This is a genomic window from Photobacterium sp. NCIMB 13483 (assembly GCF_003025475.1).
GTDB lineage: Bacteria > Pseudomonadota > Gammaproteobacteria > Enterobacterales > Vibrionaceae > Photobacterium > Photobacterium piscicola.
The window spans coordinates 1-21,062 of sequence record NZ_PYLV01000009.1; the positions used below are offsets into that span (position 1 = coordinate 1).

Annotated in this window: 21 protein-coding genes and 1 tRNA gene; 9 read left to right on the forward strand and 13 right to left on the reverse strand. The window is 39.5% G+C overall.

Going from position 1 to position 21,062, the window contains the following annotated elements; all coding sequences use genetic code 11:
• Positions 1 to 351: 351 nt before the first annotated feature.
• The gene (locus tag C9I86_RS09030) at positions 352 to 888 is read left to right on the forward strand and encodes a hypothetical protein (protein ID WP_080157051.1); all 537 of its coding nucleotides are present in this window, start codon (positions 352 to 354) and stop codon (positions 886 to 888) included.
• A 51-nt stretch (positions 889 to 939) separates the two neighbouring features.
• On the opposite strand, the gene C9I86_RS09035 is transcribed toward C9I86_RS09030, so the two are convergent.
• Positions 940 to 1,015: transfer RNA gene (locus tag C9I86_RS09035), tRNA-Ala, on the reverse strand.
• A 136-nt stretch (positions 1,016 to 1,151) separates the two neighbouring features.
• A complete protein-coding gene (gene gltX / locus C9I86_RS09040) occupies positions 1,152 to 2,576 on the reverse strand; it encodes a glutamate--tRNA ligase (protein WP_080157053.1) in 1,425 nt (474 codons plus the stop codon).
• Between the two features lie 403 nt (positions 2,577 to 2,979).
• Here gltX and C9I86_RS20160 point away from each other — a divergent pair, with 403 nt between their 5' ends.
• The gene (locus C9I86_RS20160) at positions 2,980 to 3,126 is read left to right on the forward strand and encodes a hypothetical protein (protein ID WP_199190767.1); all 147 of its coding nucleotides are present in this window, start codon (positions 2,980 to 2,982) and stop codon (positions 3,124 to 3,126) included.
• A 58-nt stretch (positions 3,127 to 3,184) separates the two neighbouring features.
• Here C9I86_RS20160 and C9I86_RS09050 read toward each other — a convergent pair whose 3' ends face one another.
• The 4 genes from C9I86_RS09050 to zipA form a co-directional block, all read right to left on the reverse strand.
• Positions 3,185 to 3,832 carry a DUF2057 domain-containing protein gene (locus C9I86_RS09050; protein ID WP_107276188.1) on the reverse strand — a complete coding sequence of 216 codons (648 nt, stop codon included), beginning with the start codon at positions 3,830 to 3,832 and terminating at the stop codon, positions 3,185 to 3,187.
• An 80-nt stretch (positions 3,833 to 3,912) separates the two neighbouring features.
• Positions 3,913 to 4,995: a porin gene (locus C9I86_RS09055; RefSeq protein ID WP_107276189.1), complete on the reverse strand. Its 1,083-nt coding sequence runs from the start codon at positions 4,993 to 4,995 to the stop codon at positions 3,913 to 3,915.
• Between the two features lie 525 nt (positions 4,996 to 5,520).
• The gene (gene ligA, locus C9I86_RS09060; protein ID WP_107276190.1) at positions 5,521 to 7,539 is read right to left on the reverse strand and encodes an NAD-dependent DNA ligase LigA; all 2,019 of its coding nucleotides are present in this window, start codon (positions 7,537 to 7,539) and stop codon (positions 5,521 to 5,523) included.
• A 140-nt stretch (positions 7,540 to 7,679) separates the two neighbouring features.
• Positions 7,680 to 9,059 (reverse strand): cell division protein ZipA, encoded by a 1,380-nt coding sequence (zipA, locus tag C9I86_RS09065; protein ID WP_107276191.1) that lies wholly within the window; start codon positions 9,057 to 9,059, stop codon positions 7,680 to 7,682.
• A gap of 352 nt (positions 9,060 to 9,411) precedes the next feature.
• On the opposite strand from zipA, the gene cysZ reads away from it, so the two are divergent.
• The 5 genes from cysZ to crr all read left to right on the forward strand — a co-directional run bounded on the left by cysZ (position 9,412) and on the right by crr (position 14,333).
• A complete protein-coding gene (cysZ, locus tag C9I86_RS09070) occupies positions 9,412 to 10,173 on the forward strand; it encodes a sulfate transporter CysZ (protein ID WP_080157064.1) in 762 nt (253 codons plus the stop codon).
• A 249-nt stretch (positions 10,174 to 10,422) separates the two neighbouring features.
• Positions 10,423 to 11,391, forward strand: coding sequence for a cysteine synthase A (gene cysK / locus C9I86_RS09075; RefSeq protein WP_080157065.1), 969 nt, complete (start codon positions 10,423 to 10,425; stop codon positions 11,389 to 11,391).
• A gap of 319 nt (positions 11,392 to 11,710) precedes the next feature.
• A complete protein-coding gene (locus C9I86_RS09080) occupies positions 11,711 to 11,998 on the forward strand; it encodes an HPr family phosphocarrier protein (protein ID WP_045037604.1) in 288 nt (95 codons plus the stop codon).
• Positions 11,999 to 12,053: 55 nt separating this feature from the next.
• Positions 12,054 to 13,778 (forward strand): phosphoenolpyruvate-protein phosphotransferase PtsI, encoded by a 1,725-nt coding sequence (ptsI, locus tag C9I86_RS09085; protein WP_080157067.1) that lies wholly within the window; start codon positions 12,054 to 12,056, stop codon positions 13,776 to 13,778.
• A gap of 45 nt (positions 13,779 to 13,823) precedes the next feature.
• Positions 13,824 to 14,333 carry a PTS glucose transporter subunit IIA gene (crr, locus tag C9I86_RS09090; RefSeq protein ID WP_080157069.1) on the forward strand — a complete coding sequence of 170 codons (510 nt, stop codon included), beginning with the start codon at positions 13,824 to 13,826 and terminating at the stop codon, positions 14,331 to 14,333.
• A gap of 339 nt (positions 14,334 to 14,672) precedes the next feature.
• Here crr and C9I86_RS09095 read toward each other — a convergent pair whose 3' ends face one another.
• Both C9I86_RS09095 and C9I86_RS09100 read right to left on the reverse strand, forming a co-directional pair.
• Positions 14,673 to 15,089, reverse strand: a complete 417-nt coding sequence (locus C9I86_RS09095; protein WP_235865868.1) for a hypothetical protein — start codon at positions 15,087 to 15,089, stop codon at positions 14,673 to 14,675.
• A 20-nt stretch (positions 15,090 to 15,109) separates the two neighbouring features.
• A complete protein-coding gene (locus C9I86_RS09100; protein WP_107276192.1) occupies positions 15,110 to 15,556 on the reverse strand; it encodes a DUF2919 domain-containing protein in 447 nt (148 codons plus the stop codon).
• 452 nt (positions 15,557 to 16,008) lie between these two features.
• Between C9I86_RS09100 and C9I86_RS09105 the strand changes: the two genes are divergently transcribed.
• Together C9I86_RS09105 and C9I86_RS09110 are read left to right on the forward strand one after the other, a co-directional pair.
• The gene (locus C9I86_RS09105; protein WP_107276239.1) at positions 16,009 to 16,353 is read left to right on the forward strand and encodes a DUF2956 domain-containing protein; all 345 of its coding nucleotides are present in this window, start codon (positions 16,009 to 16,011) and stop codon (positions 16,351 to 16,353) included.
• An 11-nt stretch (positions 16,354 to 16,364) separates the two neighbouring features.
• Positions 16,365 to 16,823, forward strand: coding sequence for a DUF1499 domain-containing protein (locus C9I86_RS09110; protein WP_107276193.1), 459 nt, complete (start codon positions 16,365 to 16,367; stop codon positions 16,821 to 16,823).
• A 107-nt stretch (positions 16,824 to 16,930) separates the two neighbouring features.
• Here C9I86_RS09110 and C9I86_RS09115 read toward each other — a convergent pair whose 3' ends face one another.
• The 5 genes from C9I86_RS09115 to C9I86_RS09135 all read right to left on the reverse strand — a co-directional run bounded on the left by C9I86_RS09115 (position 16,931) and on the right by C9I86_RS09135 (position 21,040).
• Positions 16,931 to 17,068 carry a TIGR02808 family protein gene (locus C9I86_RS09115; protein WP_080157073.1) on the reverse strand — a complete coding sequence of 46 codons (138 nt, stop codon included), beginning with the start codon at positions 17,066 to 17,068 and terminating at the stop codon, positions 16,931 to 16,933.
• Between the two features lie 15 nt (positions 17,069 to 17,083).
• Positions 17,084 to 17,659 carry a NapC/NirT family cytochrome c gene (locus C9I86_RS09120; RefSeq protein WP_060999543.1) on the reverse strand — a complete coding sequence of 192 codons (576 nt, stop codon included), beginning with the start codon at positions 17,657 to 17,659 and terminating at the stop codon, positions 17,084 to 17,086.
• A gap of 29 nt (positions 17,660 to 17,688) precedes the next feature.
• Positions 17,689 to 18,216 (reverse strand): nitrate reductase cytochrome c-type subunit, encoded by a 528-nt coding sequence (locus C9I86_RS09125; RefSeq protein ID WP_080157075.1) that lies wholly within the window; start codon positions 18,214 to 18,216, stop codon positions 17,689 to 17,691.
• Between the two features lie 68 nt (positions 18,217 to 18,284).
• Complete coding sequence (napA, locus tag C9I86_RS09130; protein WP_080157077.1) at positions 18,285 to 20,771, reverse strand: periplasmic nitrate reductase subunit alpha; 2,487 nt, start codon at positions 20,769 to 20,771, stop codon at positions 18,285 to 18,287.
• Entirely contained in the window at positions 20,768 to 21,040 is a 273-nt protein-coding gene (locus C9I86_RS09135; RefSeq protein WP_080157079.1) for a chaperone NapD, read from the reverse strand. Before C9I86_RS09135 ends, napA begins: the two co-directional genes overlap by 4 nt.
• Positions 21,041 to 21,062: the final 22 nt, after the last annotated feature.

The following is a 21,062-nucleotide window of genomic DNA, read 5'->3' on the forward strand; positions in this document are numbered from 1 at the left end:
AAATTTAAGGACTAAACCTACGCACACAAATAATTAGTTAAATGTCTGGAATGTCAGTTATTTGCGCAGTGAATGCATTAACGACAATTATTAACTATAATTAAATACGACATAAAAGAAATAAATATATATTTAATAAAAAACACTTATACAACATCAAATAAAACTCATTATTTAATAAAACTTTTACTTATATCATCTAATAAATTAAAAAAACCTATAATTTAAATAACGAATTTTGCTAATTTCAAAAGCTTATTTTCATTTGTTTTTTGGACTTTACTATATATGTCTTATTATATTTGATATAAGATTTTCTAAATATCAGTCATCTATATTTAGGGTATTCATATGAAAATAACTTCTGTAATGATCGCTTTAACAACCGCTATTTTATCACCAATAGCAATGGCTAACACACCCGTACAACTTTCTGTACCTGGTGTAAATTTACCTGCTGGTAATGTCTCTGGAGCGCGTTTAAACATACTTTACGGCCAAACAAACCAAGTAAAAGGTGTTAACTTTTCATTGCTAGGCTTATCGACTATCAATGATTTTACCGGACTTAACTTTGGTTTAGCCTTTGGTGTTAACCATACTACATCCAGTATGAAAGGTTTAGAATTTGGTTTAGCTAACTGGAACGAAGGCAAAGCTACAGGTGCTGACTTTGGTTTAGTAAACTACACAGCCAATAATTTTACTGGCGCTCAATTTGGTACCTTCAACTACGCTGGATCACTTAATGGACTTCAGTTCGGTTTAGTTAATGCGACAGACCACATTAATAAAGGAGTGCAGATAGGTTTAATTAACTATGATAAATCAGGCACTTTTGTAAGTAAAAACCTTCCAATTTTCCCAATTATTAATGCGCGTTTTTAAATATAACTAAACGCAAAAAACCTCGTCAGATAACTGACGAGGTTTTAAATTTGGTGGAGCTAAACGGGATCGAACCGATGACCTCTTCGCTGCCAGCGAAGCGCTCTCCCAGCTGAGCTATAGCCCCAATATGATGCTTATAGTATTGATGTTTTTAATAAATGTCACGACGATAAAACAAAAAATGTGATCTACTTTACGCTAGTTATAAAAAAAGCGGAAACATCAGCGATGCTTCCGCTTGTCTTTATAAAAACAAATACTTAAGCGTTAGCTTCACGCTCTGCGATATAATCTAATGCCATCTTAATACGTGTAATGACACGCTCTTTACCAATCAATTGCATTACCGCATCAACTGATGGCGATTGGCCTTGACCAGTTACTGCAACACGCAGAGGCATACCTACTTTACCCATGCCTAACTCAAGCTCTTCACAAACTTGTGTTGTTACCGCATGTAGATTTTCAGTTGTCCATTCATCTAATGCTTCAACTTTAGCAAGTGCTAGTGCCAATGCATCTTTAGCAACTGGACGTAAGTGCTTCTTAGCTGCACCCGCTTCAAACTCACTGAAGTCTTGGTAGAAGTAGCGTGATTGCTCTGCTAGTTCGATCAGTGTATGACAACGCTCACCCACTAACGTGATAACGTCAGTAATAGCAGGACCATTTTCAATGGAAATTTGTTTTTGGTCTAAATGCCATTGTAGGTATTTAGCAACATATTCAGGTGCTGCTGTTTTAATGTAATGGTTGTTTAACCATAACAATTTATCAGTATTGAATGCTGATGCTGACTTGCTTACAGACTCAAGCGTAAAGCAATCAATCATCTCTTGTAGTGAGAAGATTTCTTGGTCACCATGCGACCAACCTAAACGAACTAAGTAGTTTAGTAGAGCATGCGGTAGGAAACCGTCATCACGGTATTGCATTACACCAACAGCGCCATGACGCTTAGATAATTTAGCGCCATCATCACCTAAGATCATTGCACAGTGTGCAAACTCAGGCACTGGTGCACCTAATGCTTCATAGATGTTGATTTGACGTGGAGTGTTGTTGATGTGATCTTCACCACGAACAACTTGCGTAATACCCATATCCCAGTCATCAATAACAACACAGAAGTTGTATGTTGGGCTACCGTCTGTACGACGAATAATTAAATCATCTAGCTCGCTGTTAGCAATCTCAATATGGCCACGGATCTTATCATCAAAGATCACTGTGCCTTCTTTTGGATTACGGAAACGAATACAGAAAGGAGAATCAGCTGTTGCTGCTGCATTTGCTGCAACAATTTTTGGGTGATTAGCATCATAGCGCGGTTTTACACCGTCAGCCATTTGCTGCTCACGAATTTCATCAAGCAATTCTTTTGGGCAGTAACATTTATATGCTTTATCTTCTGCAAGTAGTTGATCAACCACTTCGTTATAACGATCAAAACGCTTAGTCTGGTAGTAAGGACCTTCATCCCAATTTAATTCTAACCACTCCATGCCTTCCATGATCGCATCAATCGCTTCTTGCGTTGAACGCTCAAGATCTGTGTCTTCGATACGTAATACGAATTCACCGCCCATGTGCTTAGCAAATAGCCATGAATACAATGCTGTACGCGCACCACCAACGTGCAAAAAGCCTGTTGGGCTTGGTGCAAAGCGAGTTTTAACCGTCATTGAGATTACCTTATGAATGATGGATGACACAGTAAAAGCTACTGTGCTGAATCTATTGGTAGGTATTTTAGCACTGTAACCAAGATCTACAATCTTTGATCTGTTTCACAAGACAAAATTCAATTTGATAATTATGACGTTATTACTACTGAACTCTGCAAATTTAAAAAGTAAGACAGCTAAAAATAAAAAAGCATGATCATTGCAACGATGAAGTACTTATTGACGTCATTACGAATGAAAACATGACTAATACTTTATTCAATATAAAAATTAATTACTTTAACTTGCGAAATTACAATACCTAAACCAGACTGGAAGTGTAAATTTGCTAGCAACCTCTCAAAAAAAGGAACTAAATATGAAAAAACTTTTAGGACTTTGCGCTGGAGCACTTTTGATTATGCCATTTACTTTGCAGGCAGAAGGTTACTCAAACAGTGGGAATAGTGCGACAGGACCAAGTGTTGAATGCCACTTACCTGATGGGACTAAAGATTATATGCCCGTTGTATTCTGTCAGCATAATAATGGCACATATCACCTTTGATATGATTGAGGTAAAGCGTCAAATTATACTCAAAGACGCTTTATCTCATTAATATAAATTATAAATGTTTTAATCCCCAAGACATGAACTGTTGCTTCTCTTCAGGGCTTAAAGATGTAAAGGCATTTTTCAAAAATACCATTTTCGCTTCTGGTGATGGTTTCACATCTGAAGGCGTGAACACTGCTTTAGTCTGCAACTGCGGTTCAGGTGACACTTGAGTTAACGCAGCAATACCACCTAATTTATTATAATTAGCAACTTCTCTTTCATAGTCACGGAAGTTCTGTAATCCATTATTATCTAATTGCTTTAATTCAAACGCGACATCCTCACCATTACTATTTTTTAATTTTATCTGTGGTGATTTATCAAATGATTTAGCTTGATCTAATGTTCTAATATTAGGGTAACTTAGCGTAAGAACTGAATCTTGACTTTCAAATTTAATTAATAGTGGTATTGAGTTAAATTTTTTCTTAGCGGCATCTTCTAAAACAATTTTACCCATCTGGAATAAAATCTGATTTTCACCGTTTGGTAAAATAATATTATTAGTACCTTGAATAAAAGACCAACCTTCCGCTTTCCCATTAACAACAACGGCATTCATTTCTTTCGCCGATTGTAATTTAACATCAGCATAAATATTGCTAGAAAACATCGATACTAGCGGTAACAAGCAACAAATTATCTTTTTTTTCATACAAAGTACCCTGCTTATATTTAAATAAAAGAACGAGCATTTGCTCGTTCTTTATAAGACTAATAATTAATAATTGATTATTAGAAGTAGTATTCAACACCTACAGAGTATTCCATGAACTCTGGATTTGCATTATCTACACGATTACTTTCGCCGTCACCACGTTCAACGTGACGAACACGAGTGTAAACAACTGCTGATGGATCAATGAAGTACATTACTTGACCAGAAATTACAGAGTCATCAGTATGTGCGATTTTTTGACCGCCATCTTCTAACTTATCATTCGCTGCGTAACCGATTTTGAATTGGTAATCAGATACATTGTACATAACACCAACGGTGTATGAATTTTGGCTTTGATCATCAACACCAGCGACTTGAGCTTCAGCTTCCATCATCTTATATTGAGCAAAGAAACCAAGACCGTTCTCAAAGTTACCTTGAGCACCCACTAAGTAAGTGTCGTTTTTCCAGTCGCCAGTATTATTATGCTCGTAAGCACCTTGTAAAGTAAGGCCACCAAAAGTGTAATGTGCTGCAGCGCCAGCCCAGTTACTATCTGATGCTGCAACATTATCACCACGGCCGAATGCTAAATCAACGCTAAAACCACCCCAAGTAGGAGAATCCCAACGAACTGTATCAGATTGACGATCTTGGTATGGTGCACCAGCGATACCGTAACCCCAGTCGTAAACATCACCTAGGCCAGGGTTTGATCCAGGCCAGTCAATGATTTCATAAATTGGTGTTAGTACACGACCTACGCGGATTTTACCCCAAGAATCGCCTTCAAAACCAACGAAAGTATCACGAACACCTAATTTACCATCTGCGCCAGGTGCAGCACTGCTACCACCAACATAACCAGATTCAATCTGCCAAATAAATGTTGGTCCTTTAGCTAAATCTTTACTACCACGGAAACCAATACGTGATTCGTTATTTAATTTCCAGTTGCTATCTTCCTGCCAAAGCTTTTTACCCGCTTCATTGTAATCACGAGTTAAGACTTGCATCGCAATAACACCGTATACTTCATACGAAAATGATTCTTTTAATTTTTCGATAGATACAGCATCAGCATCTGCAGCAAAAGCAGAACCAGACATAACTAATGATGATACTGCTAGTGCAAGTAAAGATTTTTTAATTTCCATGGAATAACTCCTAAAAGATATTAGCTGTTTACTTGCCCCTGAAAGGTTGGCCGCCGAAGGTGGCAAGTAAATCTCCTATATGTCAGCCGAATCAATTCGACCAATGCATATTATTTCGTTTTAAATTGAACTTTTAACTTACTTCGGCATTAAGACTACTTTCGCGGCGCAAAACATCAATAAGAACTTACTTTTTAATATTGAAAATATGATTGAGTGCAAACTTTTGACGCTATCGTGATCAATGTCATATGTTTGATACGTCACTTCACACCAAATAAATAATTAAATAAAAACAAAAACTTAATACGATAACGAGATATTATTGTGAACAGCGTCGTATTTTATAAATGCAATGATTAACAAGGGGTATATTTACAAAATTACCGCCATCAAGTTAATGTCGAGTGTCTCACCACCATTAAATAAACGCTAAAAATTAAGTCTTTCATCAATAATAATTACTGATTTTTACCCAAAAAAAAGCCCCACAAGGTGGGGCTTCAGTCTCAAATATTGGTCTTTTTAGGCGTTATTGATTAAATCGACGAGCTGTTGTTCATCCCAAATTTCAATATTTAACTCTTGAGCTTTGGTTAATTTAGAACCAGCGGCTTCACCTGCAACTAATAAATCAGTCTTTTTAGAAACACTGCCCGTCACTTTCGCCCCTAATGCTTGTAATGCCGCTTTAGCATCACCACGGGTTAATTGTGACAATGATCCTGTTAGCACAACAACTTTGCCATCTAGCGGTAATTCAACTCCTGCTTGCGGCTTTTCAATCACAGGCCAATGAATACCTTGTGCCAATAAATCATCAATAACGGCTGTATTGTGAGGTTCACGGAAGAAATTGAACAAATGAGCGGCAACCACTTCACCGACATCAGGTACTTTTATTAACTGATCTTTAGAGGCCAGACTGATCGCCTCTAATGTTTCAAAATAATTAGCAACATTAGCAGCGGTCGCTTCACCCACCTCACGAATCCCTAATGAATAAATAAACCGTGCAAGGGTTGTTTGCTTCGACGCAGATAAAGCATCAACTAATTTTTGCGCAGATTTAGGCCCCATGCGCTCAAGTACCGTTACTTCACCTGCACTGAACTTAAACAAGTCAGCAGGCGTCATCACCATCTCGCGATCAACCAATTGCTCAATCACTTTTTCACCACAGCCATCAACATCTAATGCTTTACGTGAAACAAAATGCTTTAGTGCTTCTTTACGTTGCGCTTGGCAAAATAAGCCACCAGAACAACGCGCTACAGCCTCTCCTTCAACACGTTCAACTTTAGATTGGCACACAGGGCATTGTGTTGGAAAGACTATCGCAACAGCATCAGCAGGGCGACGAGATTCAACCACCGCAGCAATTTGAGGAATAACATCACCAGCACGACGAATGATCACCGTATCACCAATCATGACCCCTAAACGTGACACTTCATCAGCATTATGCAACGTCGCATTACTGACGGTGACTCCGCCAACAAATACTGGTTCAAGTTTTGCTACTGGTGTTATTGCACCTGTGCGGCCAACTTGAAATTCAACATTGTTTAAAATGGTCATTTCTTCTTGGGCTGGAAACTTATAAGCAATCGCCCAACGAGGTGCACGCGCAACAAAACCTAATTGTAACTGTAGATCTAACTGATCAACCTTGATCACAACCCCATCAATTTCATACCCTAATGATTGGCGTTTATCACCGATCATTTGATGATATTCAATCACCGCCTCAATGCTATCAACCATTCTAATTTCTGGGCACATGGGTAGACCCCATGCTTTAAGCTGGCATAGACGTTGATATTGCGTGTCCTCTAATTCTCGCCCTTCTACAACACCTACCGCATAAGCATAAAAACTAAGTGGACGCGTTGCGGTAATTTTAGGATCAAGCTGCCGTAAACTTCCGGCTGCAGCATTACGTGGGTTAGCAAAAGTTTTAAGGCCTTTTTTAAGTGCTTTGGCATTTAGCTCGTCAAAGCCTTTCTTTGGCATAAAGACTTCACCACGCACTTCCAAACGCTGCGGCCAATCATCACCGCGTAAACGTAGTGGGATTGCACCAATCGTACGTACGTTATGAGTGATATTTTCACCCGTTGTACCATCACCTCGTGTTGCTGCTTGCACCAGAATGCCATTCTCATACAATAAACTTACCGCTAAGCCATCTAACTTAGGTTCGCAGCAGTAATGAATACTGCTGTTATCTCGTAATCGATCTTGAAGACGTTTTTGAAAATCACGTAAATCATCATCATTAAATGCATTACCTAATGATAACATTGGAATTTCATGGGTTACTTGAGTGAAACCGTCTAGGGCACTGCCACCAACACGTTGGCTTGGTGAGTCAGGTGTTACCCATTGTGGATATTCAGCTTCTATCGCCAATAACTGTTGCATCAGACGATCATATTCAGCATCCGGTATCTCAGGGTTATCTTCAACGTAATAACGATGGCCATGATAATCTAATTGTTGTTTTAAGCTGGCAAGTTGTTGCTGAAGGTCGGTGCTCATTTCAATTCCTACCTGAAGAAAATGTCGATTAATGACTCTGATTACAAAACAGTAAATCATTATAGTTATATCAGTAGATACAATAAAATTCAGGCCCCCGAAGGAGCCTGAATTTTTATCAATAATAATAGTTTATCAACTTAGCATTGATTATATTTTACTGATTTTTCTCGATATGCTGCAATACGATTTGGCGTGATCATGACACGATCTTGATCCATCACATCCGCATTAAGTTGATCAGCAATTTGCTGCGCTGTTTGCAACATCATATTGAAGTTACTTGATGCTTTACCATGACATGGCAACATTAAGAAAAAGCCAATACCAGGGGTTTCAAAATGCTGGTAGTTTGTTTCTGGAAATGTGCCCGGGTTAAGCAAATTAGTCACAGAGAAAATAACAGGCTCAGTACCCGCTAAATCAGCATGACGGTGAAAAACTGAATTTTCGCCAAAAATTAATCCATTACGCTCTAAACAAGCAAATAATGATGGCCCACGCAGCACCTTCCCCTTACGAGCATGTACACAAACAGATAAATAACTTGGCGGTAGAGGTTCTGGCTCTGGTAATACTTCAGGTTCGATGATCATTTCTGGCTCAGAAATAACCTCAGGCTCAGGTGTCACTACTGCAACAGCCTCCGCTTTGATCTCTTCTTCAACTGCTGGTGTAAAAATAGGAGTTGGAGCAGTCGTTACATCTTCTGCAATTGCTGGCTTAACATCCGCAACGCTTGGTTGAGGCGCAACAGTAGGCTGAGGCGCAACACTTGGTTGAGGCGCAACACTTGGTTGAGGCGCAACACTTGGCTGAGGCGCAACACTTGGCTGAGGCGCAACACTTGGTTGAGGCGCAACACTTGGCTGAGGCGCAACACTTGGTTGAGGTGCAACACTTGGTTGAGGCGCAACACTTGGTTGAGGCGCAACACTTGGTTGGGGCGCAACACTTGGTTGGGGCGCAACACTTGGTTGAGGCGCAACACTTGGTTGGGGCGCAACAGTAGGCTGAGGCGCAACACTTGGTTGAGGTGCAACACTTGGTTGAACTGCAACAGTGGGCTGAGGCGCAACACTTGGTTGAACTGCAACAGTAGGCTTAAGTGTTGAGCCAATGTGCATTTGTGGTTCAATACGCTCATTTGCAACCACTTTTACAGGAGCGGTTGTACTTTGAGGCGCAGTTTCACCGAGTAATGGGTCATGTTGGGGACGTTCACCAAAACTAAAACCAGGCTCTTTACGTTTTGACACTGGTTTTGTTGTCGTTGTAATAGTGTCTGCTTGGTTTGACTTAGTCTCAGTTACTTCCGGCGCAGTATTCACAACACGGACGTCACTAACACTCTCTTGGGCAATATCTTGACTCTCAAGATTTGCTTCATCTATTTTACTTAGTGGCTTCTCACCAAATTTAGCTGGTTTTTCTTTTCTACTTGTCCATAGACCATGAAAAAGAAGCGCTGCAATTGCTAACGCACCAACAATAATAAGAACCAGACGCAATTCCTGCATATGAATACTCTAAATTAACTCGTTGTCCCTTTACGGGGTTAATAATAGAAAAAAATCTACTAGGAAACTTAATATCTAGTTAGAATTTCTCACCGAATGACTTACTGTACCAAAACTCACTTGGCAATGAGAAGATGAATATCGAGATTCCATCAAGGATAGTGCCAGCTTGACGTTTTTTGTACAAATTTACATCATTTTTGTATTATGACTCATCCTTTTTATTTTGTTGTTAAAGTAGTGACAACAATTTTGTGGTTTAATTCCATCCTACCGCTACCGTTAACATTGATAAAGAAACCTAAACAAATGAACAGTAAAACACTAAAAAATGCTTGTTCAGGAGAAAGAAATGCCACAACAGCATAATGTACAACCAACAACCAGCGGTGCTGGTTATTTTTTTCAAGGCCTAAAACTCGCATCACAACCAGGAACGCGACGTTTTGTTCTTATTCCTTTATTGATCAATATTGTATTACTTGGTAGTGCTTTTGCCACCTTATTAGATCATCTTGGTGGTTGGATTAACCATTGGCTAAGCTACTTACCAAGTTGGCTTGATTGGCTGTCTTATATTTTATGGCCATTACTGGCAATTGCCGCTCTGGTGTCCTTCTCATACTTCTTTAGTACGATAGCTAACTGGATTGCTGCACCATTTAATGGATTGCTAGCTGAATACCTTGAGGCCAAACTCACAGGAAAAACACCGCCTGATGATAGTTTAAAAGCATTAATAAAAGATCTTCCTCGTACCATGGGTCGAGAATGGACCAAGCTTAAGTATTATCTACCTAAAGCGATTGGATTACTCATTTTAATGTGGATTCCAGCCATAGGCCAAACAGTAGCGCCAGTATTATGGTTCTTATTCAATGCTTGGATGATGACCATTCAATATGTAGATTACCCATTTGATAACCATAAAGTATCCTTCCCTGAAATGCGCGATGCTCTTAAACAAAAAAGAGGCCAAGCATTAAGTTTTGGCGCCGTTGTGATGTTATTAACCATGGTACCTATTATTAATTTATTTGTAATGCCAATTGCCGTGTGTGGCGCGACGGCAATGTGGGTTGATCATTACCGAAATCAATTCAAACGCTATTAATCTAAATTTATTACTCAAATAAGGTCAATCACGATTACTGTATTGACCTTTTTTGCTTTTATTTCTAATAAAAAAAATGCCACTTAAACAACAAAACACCACCAGATCTTACAACCTAAACACCCTTAATAGTATTAACTGTCACATAATAACAATAAGATATAACCATTAATTACTTTGCAAATATTGAGACAGGTATATGCTTAATCTATTCAACATTGAGTCTAATTTGTCACGAAGGAACGAAGTATGAGCAAAATATACGAAGATAACTCTCTCACTATTGGTAACACTCCGCTGGTACGTCTTAATCGTGTCAGTAACGGTAAGGTGCTCGCAAAAATCGAAGCACGTAACCCAAGCTTTAGTGTTAAATGCCGCATTGGTGCCAATATGGTATGGGAAGCAGAGAAAAATGGCTTATTAAAAGAAGGTGTTGAACTTGTAGAACCGACCAGTGGTAATACAGGCATCGCGCTGGCTTTTGTGGCTGCAGCTCGTGGCTATAAACTTACTCTCACCATGCCAGAAAGCATGAGTCTTGAGCGCCGCAAATTATTAAAAGCACTTGGTGCAACATTGATTCTCACTGAAGCGGCTAAAGGTATGAAAGGCGCAATTGATAAAGCAGAAGAAATTGTCAATTCAAATCCAAGTAAATATCTATTGCTACAACAATTTAATAACCCGGCTAACCCCGCTATTCATGAAAAAACCACAGGGCCTGAGATCTGGGATGCTACCGATGGCGAAATTGATGTCTTTGTCTCAGGTGTCGGTACAGGCGGCACAATTACAGGTGTAAGTCGCTATATTAAACAACAGCAAGGCAAAGCTATTACAGTGGTTGCAGTAGAACCATCAGAATCCCCAGTGATGACTCAAACCGTTAATGGTGAAACCGTTCAACCAGCACCGCATAAGATTCAAGGTATTGGTGCCGGCTTTATTCCTGGCAATCTTGATTTAGCACTGATCGATGAAATTGAGCAAGTTAGCTCGGAAGATGCGATTGATATGGCGCGTCGATTAATGGATGAAGAAGGTATATTGGCGGGAATTTCATCAGGAGCCGCCGTTGTTGCTGCAAATAATATTGCTGCTCGACCAGAATTTGCTGATAAAAACATTGTTGTTATTTTACCCAGTTCTGGCGAACGCTACTTATCTACAGCACTTTTTGCGGGTATCTTTACAGAAAAAGAAACCCAACAGTGATCACACTTTGTGATGTTATCTAGGTATATCTACCCTCAAAAAGGCCCTTTGCGGGCTTTTTTGTTGCATTTTATTCTTAGCTTTACTATAAAGCTGATGCGCTTTATTTTTAGCATCAAAATAAAAGGACAATTATTAGTCAATTTTGATTAATACTAAAAAAAGTTTTTCATAAAACTTTGACTTGGATTAAAGCTAAGACAGTATGTTATTAGGTAGTTTATACTGCTTACACAACATGCTGAGACTATAATCACAGCGGTTATAGCTTGTAAGGCAAACTATTAATATAACAAATATATCTAAATCGGGGTGAAATATGTATCAGAAGCAAGTTGAAATTACTGCACCAAACGGCCTACACACTCGTCCAGCGGCACAGTTCGTTAAAGATGCAAAATCATTTGAAGCTGACATCACAGTAACTTCAAACGGTAAAAGCGCAAGCGCTAAGAGCTTATTTAAGCTTCAAACTCTTGGCCTAGTTAAAGGTGCAGTAATTACTATTGCAGCTGAAGGTGCACAAGCTCAAGAAGCAGTAGATAAGCTAGTAACTCTTACAGAGCTACACGACGGCGCTGAAATCGCAATGTTCCGCGAAATCTAAGCTAAGTTTGTATACAAACGAGTTTCCAGTTTTTAGTTAATTTAAAGGTAAGGCTATGATTTCAGGTATCCTGGCGTCTCCTGGTATTGCTTTCGGTAAAGCATTGCTATTGCAAGAAGAAGAGATTGTTCTAAACAAAACTCCAATCGCTGCAGACCAGATCGATAACGAAATTCAACGTTTCTTCGACGCTCGAAAAAAATCTTCTGAGCAACTTGAAGTTATCAAAGAAAAAGCACGTGTCACCTTTGGTGAAGAGAAAGAAGCCATCTTTGAAGGTCACATCATGTTGCTTGAAGATGAGGAGCTAGAAGAAGAGATCATAGCCCTTATTAAAGATAAGCATTCAGCGGATTACGCGATTTATTCTATCATTGAAGAACAAGCGCAAACCCTTGAATCACTTGATGACGAGTATTTAAAAGAACGTGCAAGTGATATCCGTGATATCGGTAGCCGTTTTATTAAAAACGCATTAGGTATTAATGTTATTAATTTAAGTGCTATTGATGAGCAAGTGATTTTGGTTGCTAACGACCTAACACCATCAGAAACAGCACAAATTAATCTAGAGTTCGTTCTTGGCTTTATTACTGATATCGGTGGTCGTACTTCACACACCTCTATCATGGCTCGTTCACTAGAAATTCCTGCAATTGTAGGTACAAATAACATTACATCTTTAGTTAAGAACGGCGATATGTTAGTTCTTGATGCAATCAATAATCAGGTTGTTATCAATCCAACTGATGATGAATTAAACAAATTTAAAGCTATCCGTGATGCTAATAAAGCAGAGCAAGAAGAACTAGCTAAGCTAAAAGATCTTCCTGCAATTACACTTGATGGCAAGCAAGTTGAAGTATGCGGCAACATTGGTACAGTTAAAGACTGTGCTGGCGTTAATCGTAATGGCGGTGAAGGCGTTGGTCTATACCGTACTGAATTCTTGTTCATGGACCGTGATTCTCTACCTACAGAAGAAGAACAGTACCAAGCATACAAAGAAGTTGCAGAAGCAATGCATGGCGAGCCAGTGATTATCCGTACTATGGATATCGGTGGTGATAAAGATCTACCTTATTTAGATCTTCCTAAGGAAATGAACCCATTCTTGGGTTGGCGTGCAATTCGTATCAGCCTAGATCGTCGTGAAATCCTTCGTGACCAATTCCGTGCTATTCTGCGTGCGTCAGCACACGGTAAAGTACGTATCATGTTCCCGATGATTATTTCGGTTGAAGAAGTACGTACACTAAAAGCTGCTATTGAAGAATTTAAGGTTGAATTAACCGCTGAAGGTTTAGCGTTTGACACTAACATCGAGATCGGTGTTATGGTTGAAACACCAGCAGCCGCAGCGATTGCACACCACTTAGCGAAAGAAGTTTCTTTCTTTAGTATTGGTACCAACGATTTAACCCAGTATACTCTAGCAGTTGACCGTGGTAATGAGCTTATCTCTCATCTCTACAATCCACTATCGCCTGCTGTACTTACTGTGATCAAGCAAGTTATTGATGCTTCTCACGTTGAAGGTAAGTGGACAGGTATGTGTGGTGAACTTGCTGGCGACGAACGTGCAACCCTACTTCTATTAGGTATGGGTCTGGACGAGTTCAGCATGAGTGCTATTTCTATCCCTCGCGTTAAGAAAGTTATCCGTAATGCTAACTTTGCTGACGTTAAAGCAATGGCAGAGTATGCTTTAACTCTTCCAACAGCGGCTGAGATTGAAGAGCACGTAGAAAAATTCATCGCAGAAAAGACCATCTGCTAATAAAATATAGCTGCAGATAAAATAACAACGCTTAGGAGCAACGATATGGGCCTGTTTGACAAATTAAAGAAAATGGTTTCTGACGACAGCAGTGAAGCTAGTGTAATTGAAATTATCGCACCACTTTCTGGCGAAATCGTTAACATCGAAGATGTGCCTGATGTAGTATTTGCTGAAAAAATTGTTGGTGATGGTATTGCTATCAAACCAACTGGCAACAAAATGGTTGCACCAGTAAACGGTACTATCGGTAAGATTTTTGAAACTAACCACGCTTTCTCTATTGAGTCTGACGATGGCATCGAGCTTTTTGTTCACTTCGGTATTGATACTGTTGAACTTAAAGGCGAAGGTTTTACTCGCATCGCTGAAGAAGGCCAATCTGTTAAAGTTGGCGACACTATCATCGAATTCGATCTTGCACTTCTAGAAGAGAAAGCTAAGTCAACATTGACGCCAGTAGTTATCTCTAACATGGACGAGATCAAAGAGCTAATCAAGCTATCTGGTGCTGTAAACGTTGGTGAAACACCAGTACTACGCATCAAGAAATAAGATAGTTACTATCTTAATAAAAAACGCAGCTTTCTAGCTGCGTTTTTTTATGTCTATTATAAATCCATCTTTGCTTATAAAAACACACTAAATCGCCTCTGTGCCACTTTCTCTATTCATCTTGATATATTACATCTCAATTTATTAAACCGCTCATAGGTAATACTAGCCCCATTAATTAAGTGATTATCCTTTAAAAACATTAGGTCAAAAACTTATTGTGAACGGCATAATACTATAGACATTATTACTGACTATTTATGAGCAGCCATAAAAAAACGCCACTATAAAATAGTCGCGCTTCTTATATATCATCATAATTCATATTTAATTGATGGCTTATGCTGTCATCACCTCAACTTGTAATTTAACATGTTCACAATTGGGTTCGCCAGATTCAAACAGCATTGGCATATTTAATCCTGTCGATAATGTTTGTGCCAAAATAGTTCGCCAGCCACCATCATCTAGTCGTTCTTGTACTTGTAACGCAATGCTAACACTTTCAGCTGAAACATCGAGTAATTGCGCACTGCCTACCACTTCACGGTATGAATGATGATTATTTTCACTTAAGCCTTCAAAAAAAATGGTTTCTTCGCCTGGCAATAAAGACAATGACGTATTAACCATTTGTCGTAATCGACAAGCACTGTGTATTTCAAAACTGACATCCAACAGCCAATCAGCCATCGCCAGTGGGCTCAATAATGAACTAAGAAATAATTGCCCTTTACCCATTGTTAACTTTTCCATTGCGATTACCTCTCTACAAGCTAATACGCAAACACATCTTTGACTCGTGAGCTTCGAACTAGATATAACCCTAGCCAAACCGTTAATAACAAGGTTAATGCACCAACCCAAGAGAATGCACCTTCACGCAACACGAGATGATATATTTGCAAAGCAAAATCGATACTGTAAGCAGCTATTAATAATTTTTTTCCATGCTGCCACAGATAATGTACAACTTTATTATTGCTATTACGCTGACCCGATAACCACATTAATAATAAGGCAGGACTTCCCAATACCATGCCTATATAAAGTGTCTCTCGAAGAGGATAAATCAACTCAAGCAATTGTTCGCCTTGGGTTCGACTCACCCCTGCCATGATAAAAATCACCAATGCTTTCGCATTAAAAATCAGCGCTAGCCATAGCATCTTATTTAGTTTTAACTGCCCATGATCATCATAAGCATTGATAGGATAAAGCAAACAACTTCCCTCTTACCTGTTTAACTCAATACGCATCAATTAAGATAACATCAATACACTATGGCTTAATTTCGACTCTAATCGATCACTGCATATTAAGTACTATTTAAGCGCTATTTTTGTGGAATACCGCACTTTTCATTTATGCATATTGCCGTATAAGTCACGTTTTTTGATCTAAAACCAACAAAAACAGGTTATTTCTCAACCAACACCTATGGCCCAAATAGGTTGGTTAATTCTTTTTAATCATAAAGTTACAATATGAATATAGTATTAACACTATGTTCATCTAAAACTGGAATTTTCATACAAAAAACCGTAAATATATAAATTTCAACATATATACCAACAACCATACATACAGCAACACTGCTGCTAAAATAAAGTAATCAGATATAATCACTCTTAATAACCATTTATCAATAAGGTCACTAGTGCGTATGACGACCATGAAAAAAAATACAGTACCTTCTGCAGAAACACAGATAGAAGCATTACGTGTTGCTAAAGCCACGCAAAAAGAAGGTCAAACAAAAGAGCAAACAAAACTTATCGCACAAGGAATTCAAAAAGGGATTGAACAATATAAAAAACAACAGAAAGCCAAAGCCAGAGAACGTGATAAATTAAAGAAGAAAACTCAGCAAGTCAAAAATACTCAACTTGAAACCACCGCTAATACGTCATCATCAGCCCCACAAATTATCTATAAGCAACATTGGCTACCGTGGGGACTTATTATTGTTTCTTGGGTTGGCTTTGGGGCTTATTTAGCCTATACCAGTGCACTATGATGAGAGCAAATATGAAAATTATTGGTTTTATAACAGCGATTGGTGGCTTAATCAGTGGTTGTGCCGATCCTCAAGCGACACCATGGCAACGTCAAATAGACATGCCTTGTGATAATAAATCCCATTGTGTATCAACACTTGAACAACGTGAAAAGTTTAAGCTTGCTCCCTTCAGGCTAACCGCCAAAGGTATTCAACGTTGGTCTGATATTATTGCTGTCGCCCAAACGTTACCAGGAGCAAAGCTAATCGAACATGATGATACTTACTTTCATATTGAAGTCACCAGTGCTGTATTTGGCTTTGTGGATGACTTTGAAGTCAAACAACACGCACAACAACTGCATGTAAGATCTATCTCTCGCAGTGGTTATTCTGATTTTGGCGTCAACCGTAAACGAGCACACCAATTTAGAACCCAATTAGTCGAACAACAATTAATTCATGACACATCGACCACCAGCGATTAATACGATACCGCAAATTCACACATCGTAACTCGACTCAAAAAAAAACCATGATAATCCAAATGTTTATTTGAATTGTCATGGCTTCATTATGGTGTTGTTAACGCTATTTAATTTACTTTTTTATCTTTACCTAGCGACAATAGCCACACACTCACAGCTGCGACGGCCACAAAACCAGATAAAATAATCACAGGCATTGCTGCATAACCCAACACATGCCAAATTACTGATTCTAGCGTACTCATCATTTCTCCTTTGGTTTATTGCCACCCAGCCACATCTTTCATGTCTGGTAACTTATGGGCAATCCCCTTATGGCAATCAACACAGGTTTTATCGCCAGATGCTAATGCGGTCGAATGCTGTTTTGCACTACGTGGCGCTTGCTCAGAAAAGTCCATATAATTGAACTGATGACAATTACGGCATTCTTGAGAATCGTTATTTTTCATACGTTGCCATTCTCGTTCAGCTAAATGACCACGACGAGCATTAAACTTTTCAGGGGTATCAATTGTACCCATCATATGAGCAACAATTTCTTTTGAAGCCTGTACCTTACGCACAATTTTATCCGTCCAATTATGAGGTACATGACAATCAGAACAAATTGCCCTTACCCCTGATCGGTTAGAAAAGTGTATCGTTTCTTGAATCTCTTTTACGATTGGCGCATGACAACCAGCACAGAATTCTTCTGAGTTAGTTTTTTCCATTACGGTATTAAACCCGCCCCAGAATAATAGTCCGCCCATAAATCCCATAAAGAGAACAAGCCCGACAGCGACTTTGCTGGGTGTTTTTAGTCGTAACCAAAATGTTTTTAACAACTTCATAGATCAACCTTTTTACTATTCAGTCACGATTAACGTAATGCACTTACACGTTTAAAGTCATTTTCAACTAATGGCTTAGCGTCTGCTTGAGGCACATGGCACTGCAAACAAAAATAACGGCTTGGTGATACATCAGACAACACTTGGCCTTGCTGTGGTGACACATAATGGGTCACACTGATCTTGGTTGCCCCCATCTCTTTGGCATTTTTCCAACTATGACAAGCAAGACACTTATTGGCATTAAGTGACACTTCGTAGTGACGAATGGTATGTGGGATCAGCGGTGGCTGATAAATATAATCACTGTCTATTACCCCTTGATCCTTTGGGTAATGCTTCATTAGATCCGCTGGGCGTGTTGCTTCAATTTCAGCCAAACCACGTAATGACTCAAGTCCACCAATGCCACCGGGATTATCTAATTTAGCTGCAGCGGCAATATTTGCCGTTGTCTTCGCGGTTTCAGTTGCTGTCGTAACATTGTTATCATCACTATGTGCAATGCCGGTGAGCATCAGTCCTGCAACTAATACTGCAAAAATTAATTTCTTCATGCTGTTCTCCGTTTCTGTACATATTCTAGTTACAGCGAACGACAACCCTCGTCCGCTGAATTAATTGATTAGATCTTGGTGATCTTGATAGGACATTTCTTAAAATCTGTCTGTTTCGACAATGGATCAGTTGCATCCAAGATCAATTTATTAACTAAAATATTGGCATCAAAGAACGGTACAAAGACCAATCCAACCGGTGGACGATTACGACCACGCGTTTCCACTCGACAGCGTACTTCACCACGGCGCGATGACAATAACACTTCATCACCACGACGAAGGTTACGGGCTTTTGCATCTTGTGGATTGATGTAGCACGATGCATCTGGCACCGCTTTATATAGTTCTGGTACACGACGCGTCATGGTACCTGTGTGCCAATGCTCTAACACACGTCCAGTACACAACCACATATCATAATCTTGATCAGGCACTTCCGGTGGCGCTTCATAGGGTGCTGAAATGATTAACGCCTTACCATCAGGTTTGCCATAAAAGTCCCAGCCAGTGCCTTTTTTAGCGTAGGGATCAGTGCCTTCTTTAAAGCGCCATTGGGTTTCTTTACCATCCACAACAGGCCAACGTAAACCACGAACTTTATGGTAAGTATCATAAGGTGCTAAATCATGCCCATGACCACGACCAAAACTTGCGTACTCTTCAAAGAGCCCTTTTTGAACGTAATAACCTTGCGCTTGAGCATCATCATTCAATGGTTGCGCTTCGGTTAATGGGAATTTATCAACGTGACCATTAAGGAATAAAATATCGTACATCGTTTTACCGCGGTACTGAGGCATCTTATTAAGTAATGCTTCATCCCACACTTCTTCAACCTTAAACCGCTTTGAAAACTCCATGATCTGCCATAAATCAGACTTAGCATCACCAGGCGCTTTAACTTGTTGATACCAAGCTTGAGTACGACGCTCAGCATTACCATAAGCGCCTTCTTTTTCAACCCACATAGCCGTTGGTAGAATCAGATCAGACGCTTGAGCGGTAACCGTTGGGTAAGGGTCAGAACAGACAATAAAGTTATCTGGATTACGGTAACCCGGTAAACGCTCTTCATTAATATTAGGACCCGCTTGCATGTTGTTATTACACATCACCCAATACGCGTTTAATTTACCGTCATTCAGCATTCGATCTTGCTGCACGGCGTGGTAACCCGGTTTAGGTGGAATCGTACCTTCAGGCAACTTCCAAATATTTTCAGCAATAGCACGGTGCTTAGGATTAGCAACCAGTAAATCAGCCGGTAAACGGTGAGCAAACGTACCTACTTCACGTGCAGTACCACATGCTGAAGGCTGACCGGTTAATGAAAATGGACTATTACCCGGCGTTGAAATTTTACCGGTTAATAAATGCAAGTTATAAACCAAACTTTGCATCCATACACCACGAGTATGTTGGTTCATTCCCATGGTCCATAAAGACATTACTTTGAGTTTAGGATCGGCATAATATTTAGCTAACTCAACCAGTTTTTCAGGTTCAACACCTGACATTTGTGATGCTTTTTCAAGGGTATATTCCGCAACTGACGCTTTATATTCGTCAAATGTCATTGGGAATAGTTCGCCTGAATTAGGGTTTTCAGCTTGCTTTTGTAATGGATTATCATCACGTAAACCGTAGCCAATATCCGTTTGAGCACGTTTGAAATGAGTATGTTTATTAACAAAATCCCAATTCACAGCATCGTTTTCAATGATGTAATTAGCGATATAGTTAGCAATAGCTAAATCAGTTTGCGGATGGAAAATCATGCCATTATCAGCTAATTCAAACGAACGGTGCTCATAAGTCGACAACACATTTACTTTTACATGGGGATGACTTAAACGACGATCAGTCATTCGTGTCCATAATACAGGGTGCATTTCAGCCATGTTTGAACCCCAAAGTACAAACACATCTGCATGCTCTAAATCATCATAACACCCCATCGGCTCATCAATACCAAAGGTACGAATAAAGCCAACTACCGCAGACGCCATACAGTGACGGGCATTGGGATCGATATTGTTTGAACGAAAGCCTGCTTTCATCATTTTAGAAGCCGCATAGCCTTCCATGACAGTCCATTGGCCTGAGCCAAACATACCAACACCTGTAGGGCCTTGCTTTTTCAATGCTGCTTTCCATTTCTCAGCCATCACATCAAACGCGTGATCCCATGAAATAGGCGTGAACTCGCCTTCTTTATGGTACTCACCATCTTTCATGCGTAATAATGGCGTTTGTAAACGATCTTTACCGTACATTATTTTCGATAAAAAATAGCCTTTAATACAGTTAAGGCCTTTGTTTACAGGTGCTTTGGGATCACCTTGCGTCGCAACCACTCGTCCATTTTGAGTCCCGACTAACACTGAACAACCCGTACCACAAAAACGACAAGGCGCTTTATCCCATTTAATCTTCGTTTCATCAGAACTCACAATTAAATTCGTCGCTGATGCTGGTAACGAAATACCCGCTACCGCAGCAGCTGATGCTGCAGCATTTGCTTTCACAAATGCTCTTCTTGTCATTTTCATAGCTTACCCTCAGCTTGTGTATCGTAGTGCTCAATATGGTGATAGACCAAAAAAGTAATTAATACATGATCTAAATTATTAATTTTATCAATTGCATCTGTTACGTAGCCTTGGTTCTCTGTCTCAAGTACTACGATAATTTTCCCTTCTTCACTTGTCGCAGGAATTTCGGTGTTCGGTATTGCTAAAATCTGTTGGCTAATCGTTGCTAAATATTGTGGCTTAACGTGAACGATAAGGCTTGAGGTATGCACTTCATTTAATGTCATGTTTACTCTCTATAATTCTTTA

Coding starts and splice junctions, on each gene's coding strand:
- C9I86_RS09030 (WP_080157051.1), top strand. CDS start 352: ATGAAAATAACTTCTGTAATGATCGCTTTAACAACCGCTATTTTATCA.
- gltX (WP_080157053.1), bottom strand. CDS start 2,576: ATGACGGTTAAAACTCGCTTTGCACCAAGCCCAACAGGCTTTTTGCAC.
- C9I86_RS20160 (WP_199190767.1), top strand. CDS start 2,980: ATGCCATTTACTTTGCAGGCAGAAGGTTACTCAAACAGTGGGAATAGT.
- C9I86_RS09050 (WP_107276188.1), bottom strand. CDS start 3,832: ATGAAAAAAAAGATAATTTGTTGCTTGTTACCGCTAGTATCGATGTTT.
- C9I86_RS09055 (WP_107276189.1), bottom strand. CDS start 4,995: ATGGAAATTAAAAAATCTTTACTTGCACTAGCAGTATCATCATTAGTT.
- ligA (WP_107276190.1), bottom strand. CDS start 7,539: ATGAGCACCGACCTTCAGCAACAACTTGCCAGCTTAAAACAACAATTA.
- zipA (WP_107276191.1), bottom strand. CDS start 9,059: ATGCAGGAATTGCGTCTGGTTCTTATTATTGTTGGTGCGTTAGCAATT.
- cysZ (WP_080157064.1), top strand. CDS start 9,412: ATGCCACAACAGCATAATGTACAACCAACAACCAGCGGTGCTGGTTAT.
- cysK (WP_080157065.1), top strand. CDS start 10,423: ATGAGCAAAATATACGAAGATAACTCTCTCACTATTGGTAACACTCCG.
- C9I86_RS09080 (WP_045037604.1), top strand. CDS start 11,711: ATGTATCAGAAGCAAGTTGAAATTACTGCACCAAACGGCCTACACACT.
- ptsI (WP_080157067.1), top strand. CDS start 12,054: ATGATTTCAGGTATCCTGGCGTCTCCTGGTATTGCTTTCGGTAAAGCA.
- crr (WP_080157069.1), top strand. CDS start 13,824: ATGGGCCTGTTTGACAAATTAAAGAAAATGGTTTCTGACGACAGCAGT.
- C9I86_RS09095 (WP_235865868.1), bottom strand. CDS start 15,089: ATGGAAAAGTTAACAATGGGTAAAGGGCAATTATTTCTTAGTTCATTA.
- C9I86_RS09105 (WP_107276239.1), top strand. CDS start 16,009: ATGAAAAAAAATACAGTACCTTCTGCAGAAACACAGATAGAAGCATTA.
- C9I86_RS09110 (WP_107276193.1), top strand. CDS start 16,365: ATGAAAATTATTGGTTTTATAACAGCGATTGGTGGCTTAATCAGTGGT.
- C9I86_RS09115 (WP_080157073.1), bottom strand. CDS start 17,068: ATGAGTACGCTAGAATCAGTAATTTGGCATGTGTTGGGTTATGCAGCA.
- C9I86_RS09120 (WP_060999543.1), bottom strand. CDS start 17,659: ATGAAGTTGTTAAAAACATTTTGGTTACGACTAAAAACACCCAGCAAA.
- C9I86_RS09125 (WP_080157075.1), bottom strand. CDS start 18,216: ATGAAGAAATTAATTTTTGCAGTATTAGTTGCAGGACTGATGCTCACC.
- napA (WP_080157077.1), bottom strand. CDS start 20,771: ATGAAAATGACAAGAAGAGCATTTGTGAAAGCAAATGCTGCAGCATCA.
- C9I86_RS09135 (WP_080157079.1), bottom strand. CDS start 21,040: ATGACATTAAATGAAGTGCATACCTCAAGCCTTATCGTTCACGTTAAG.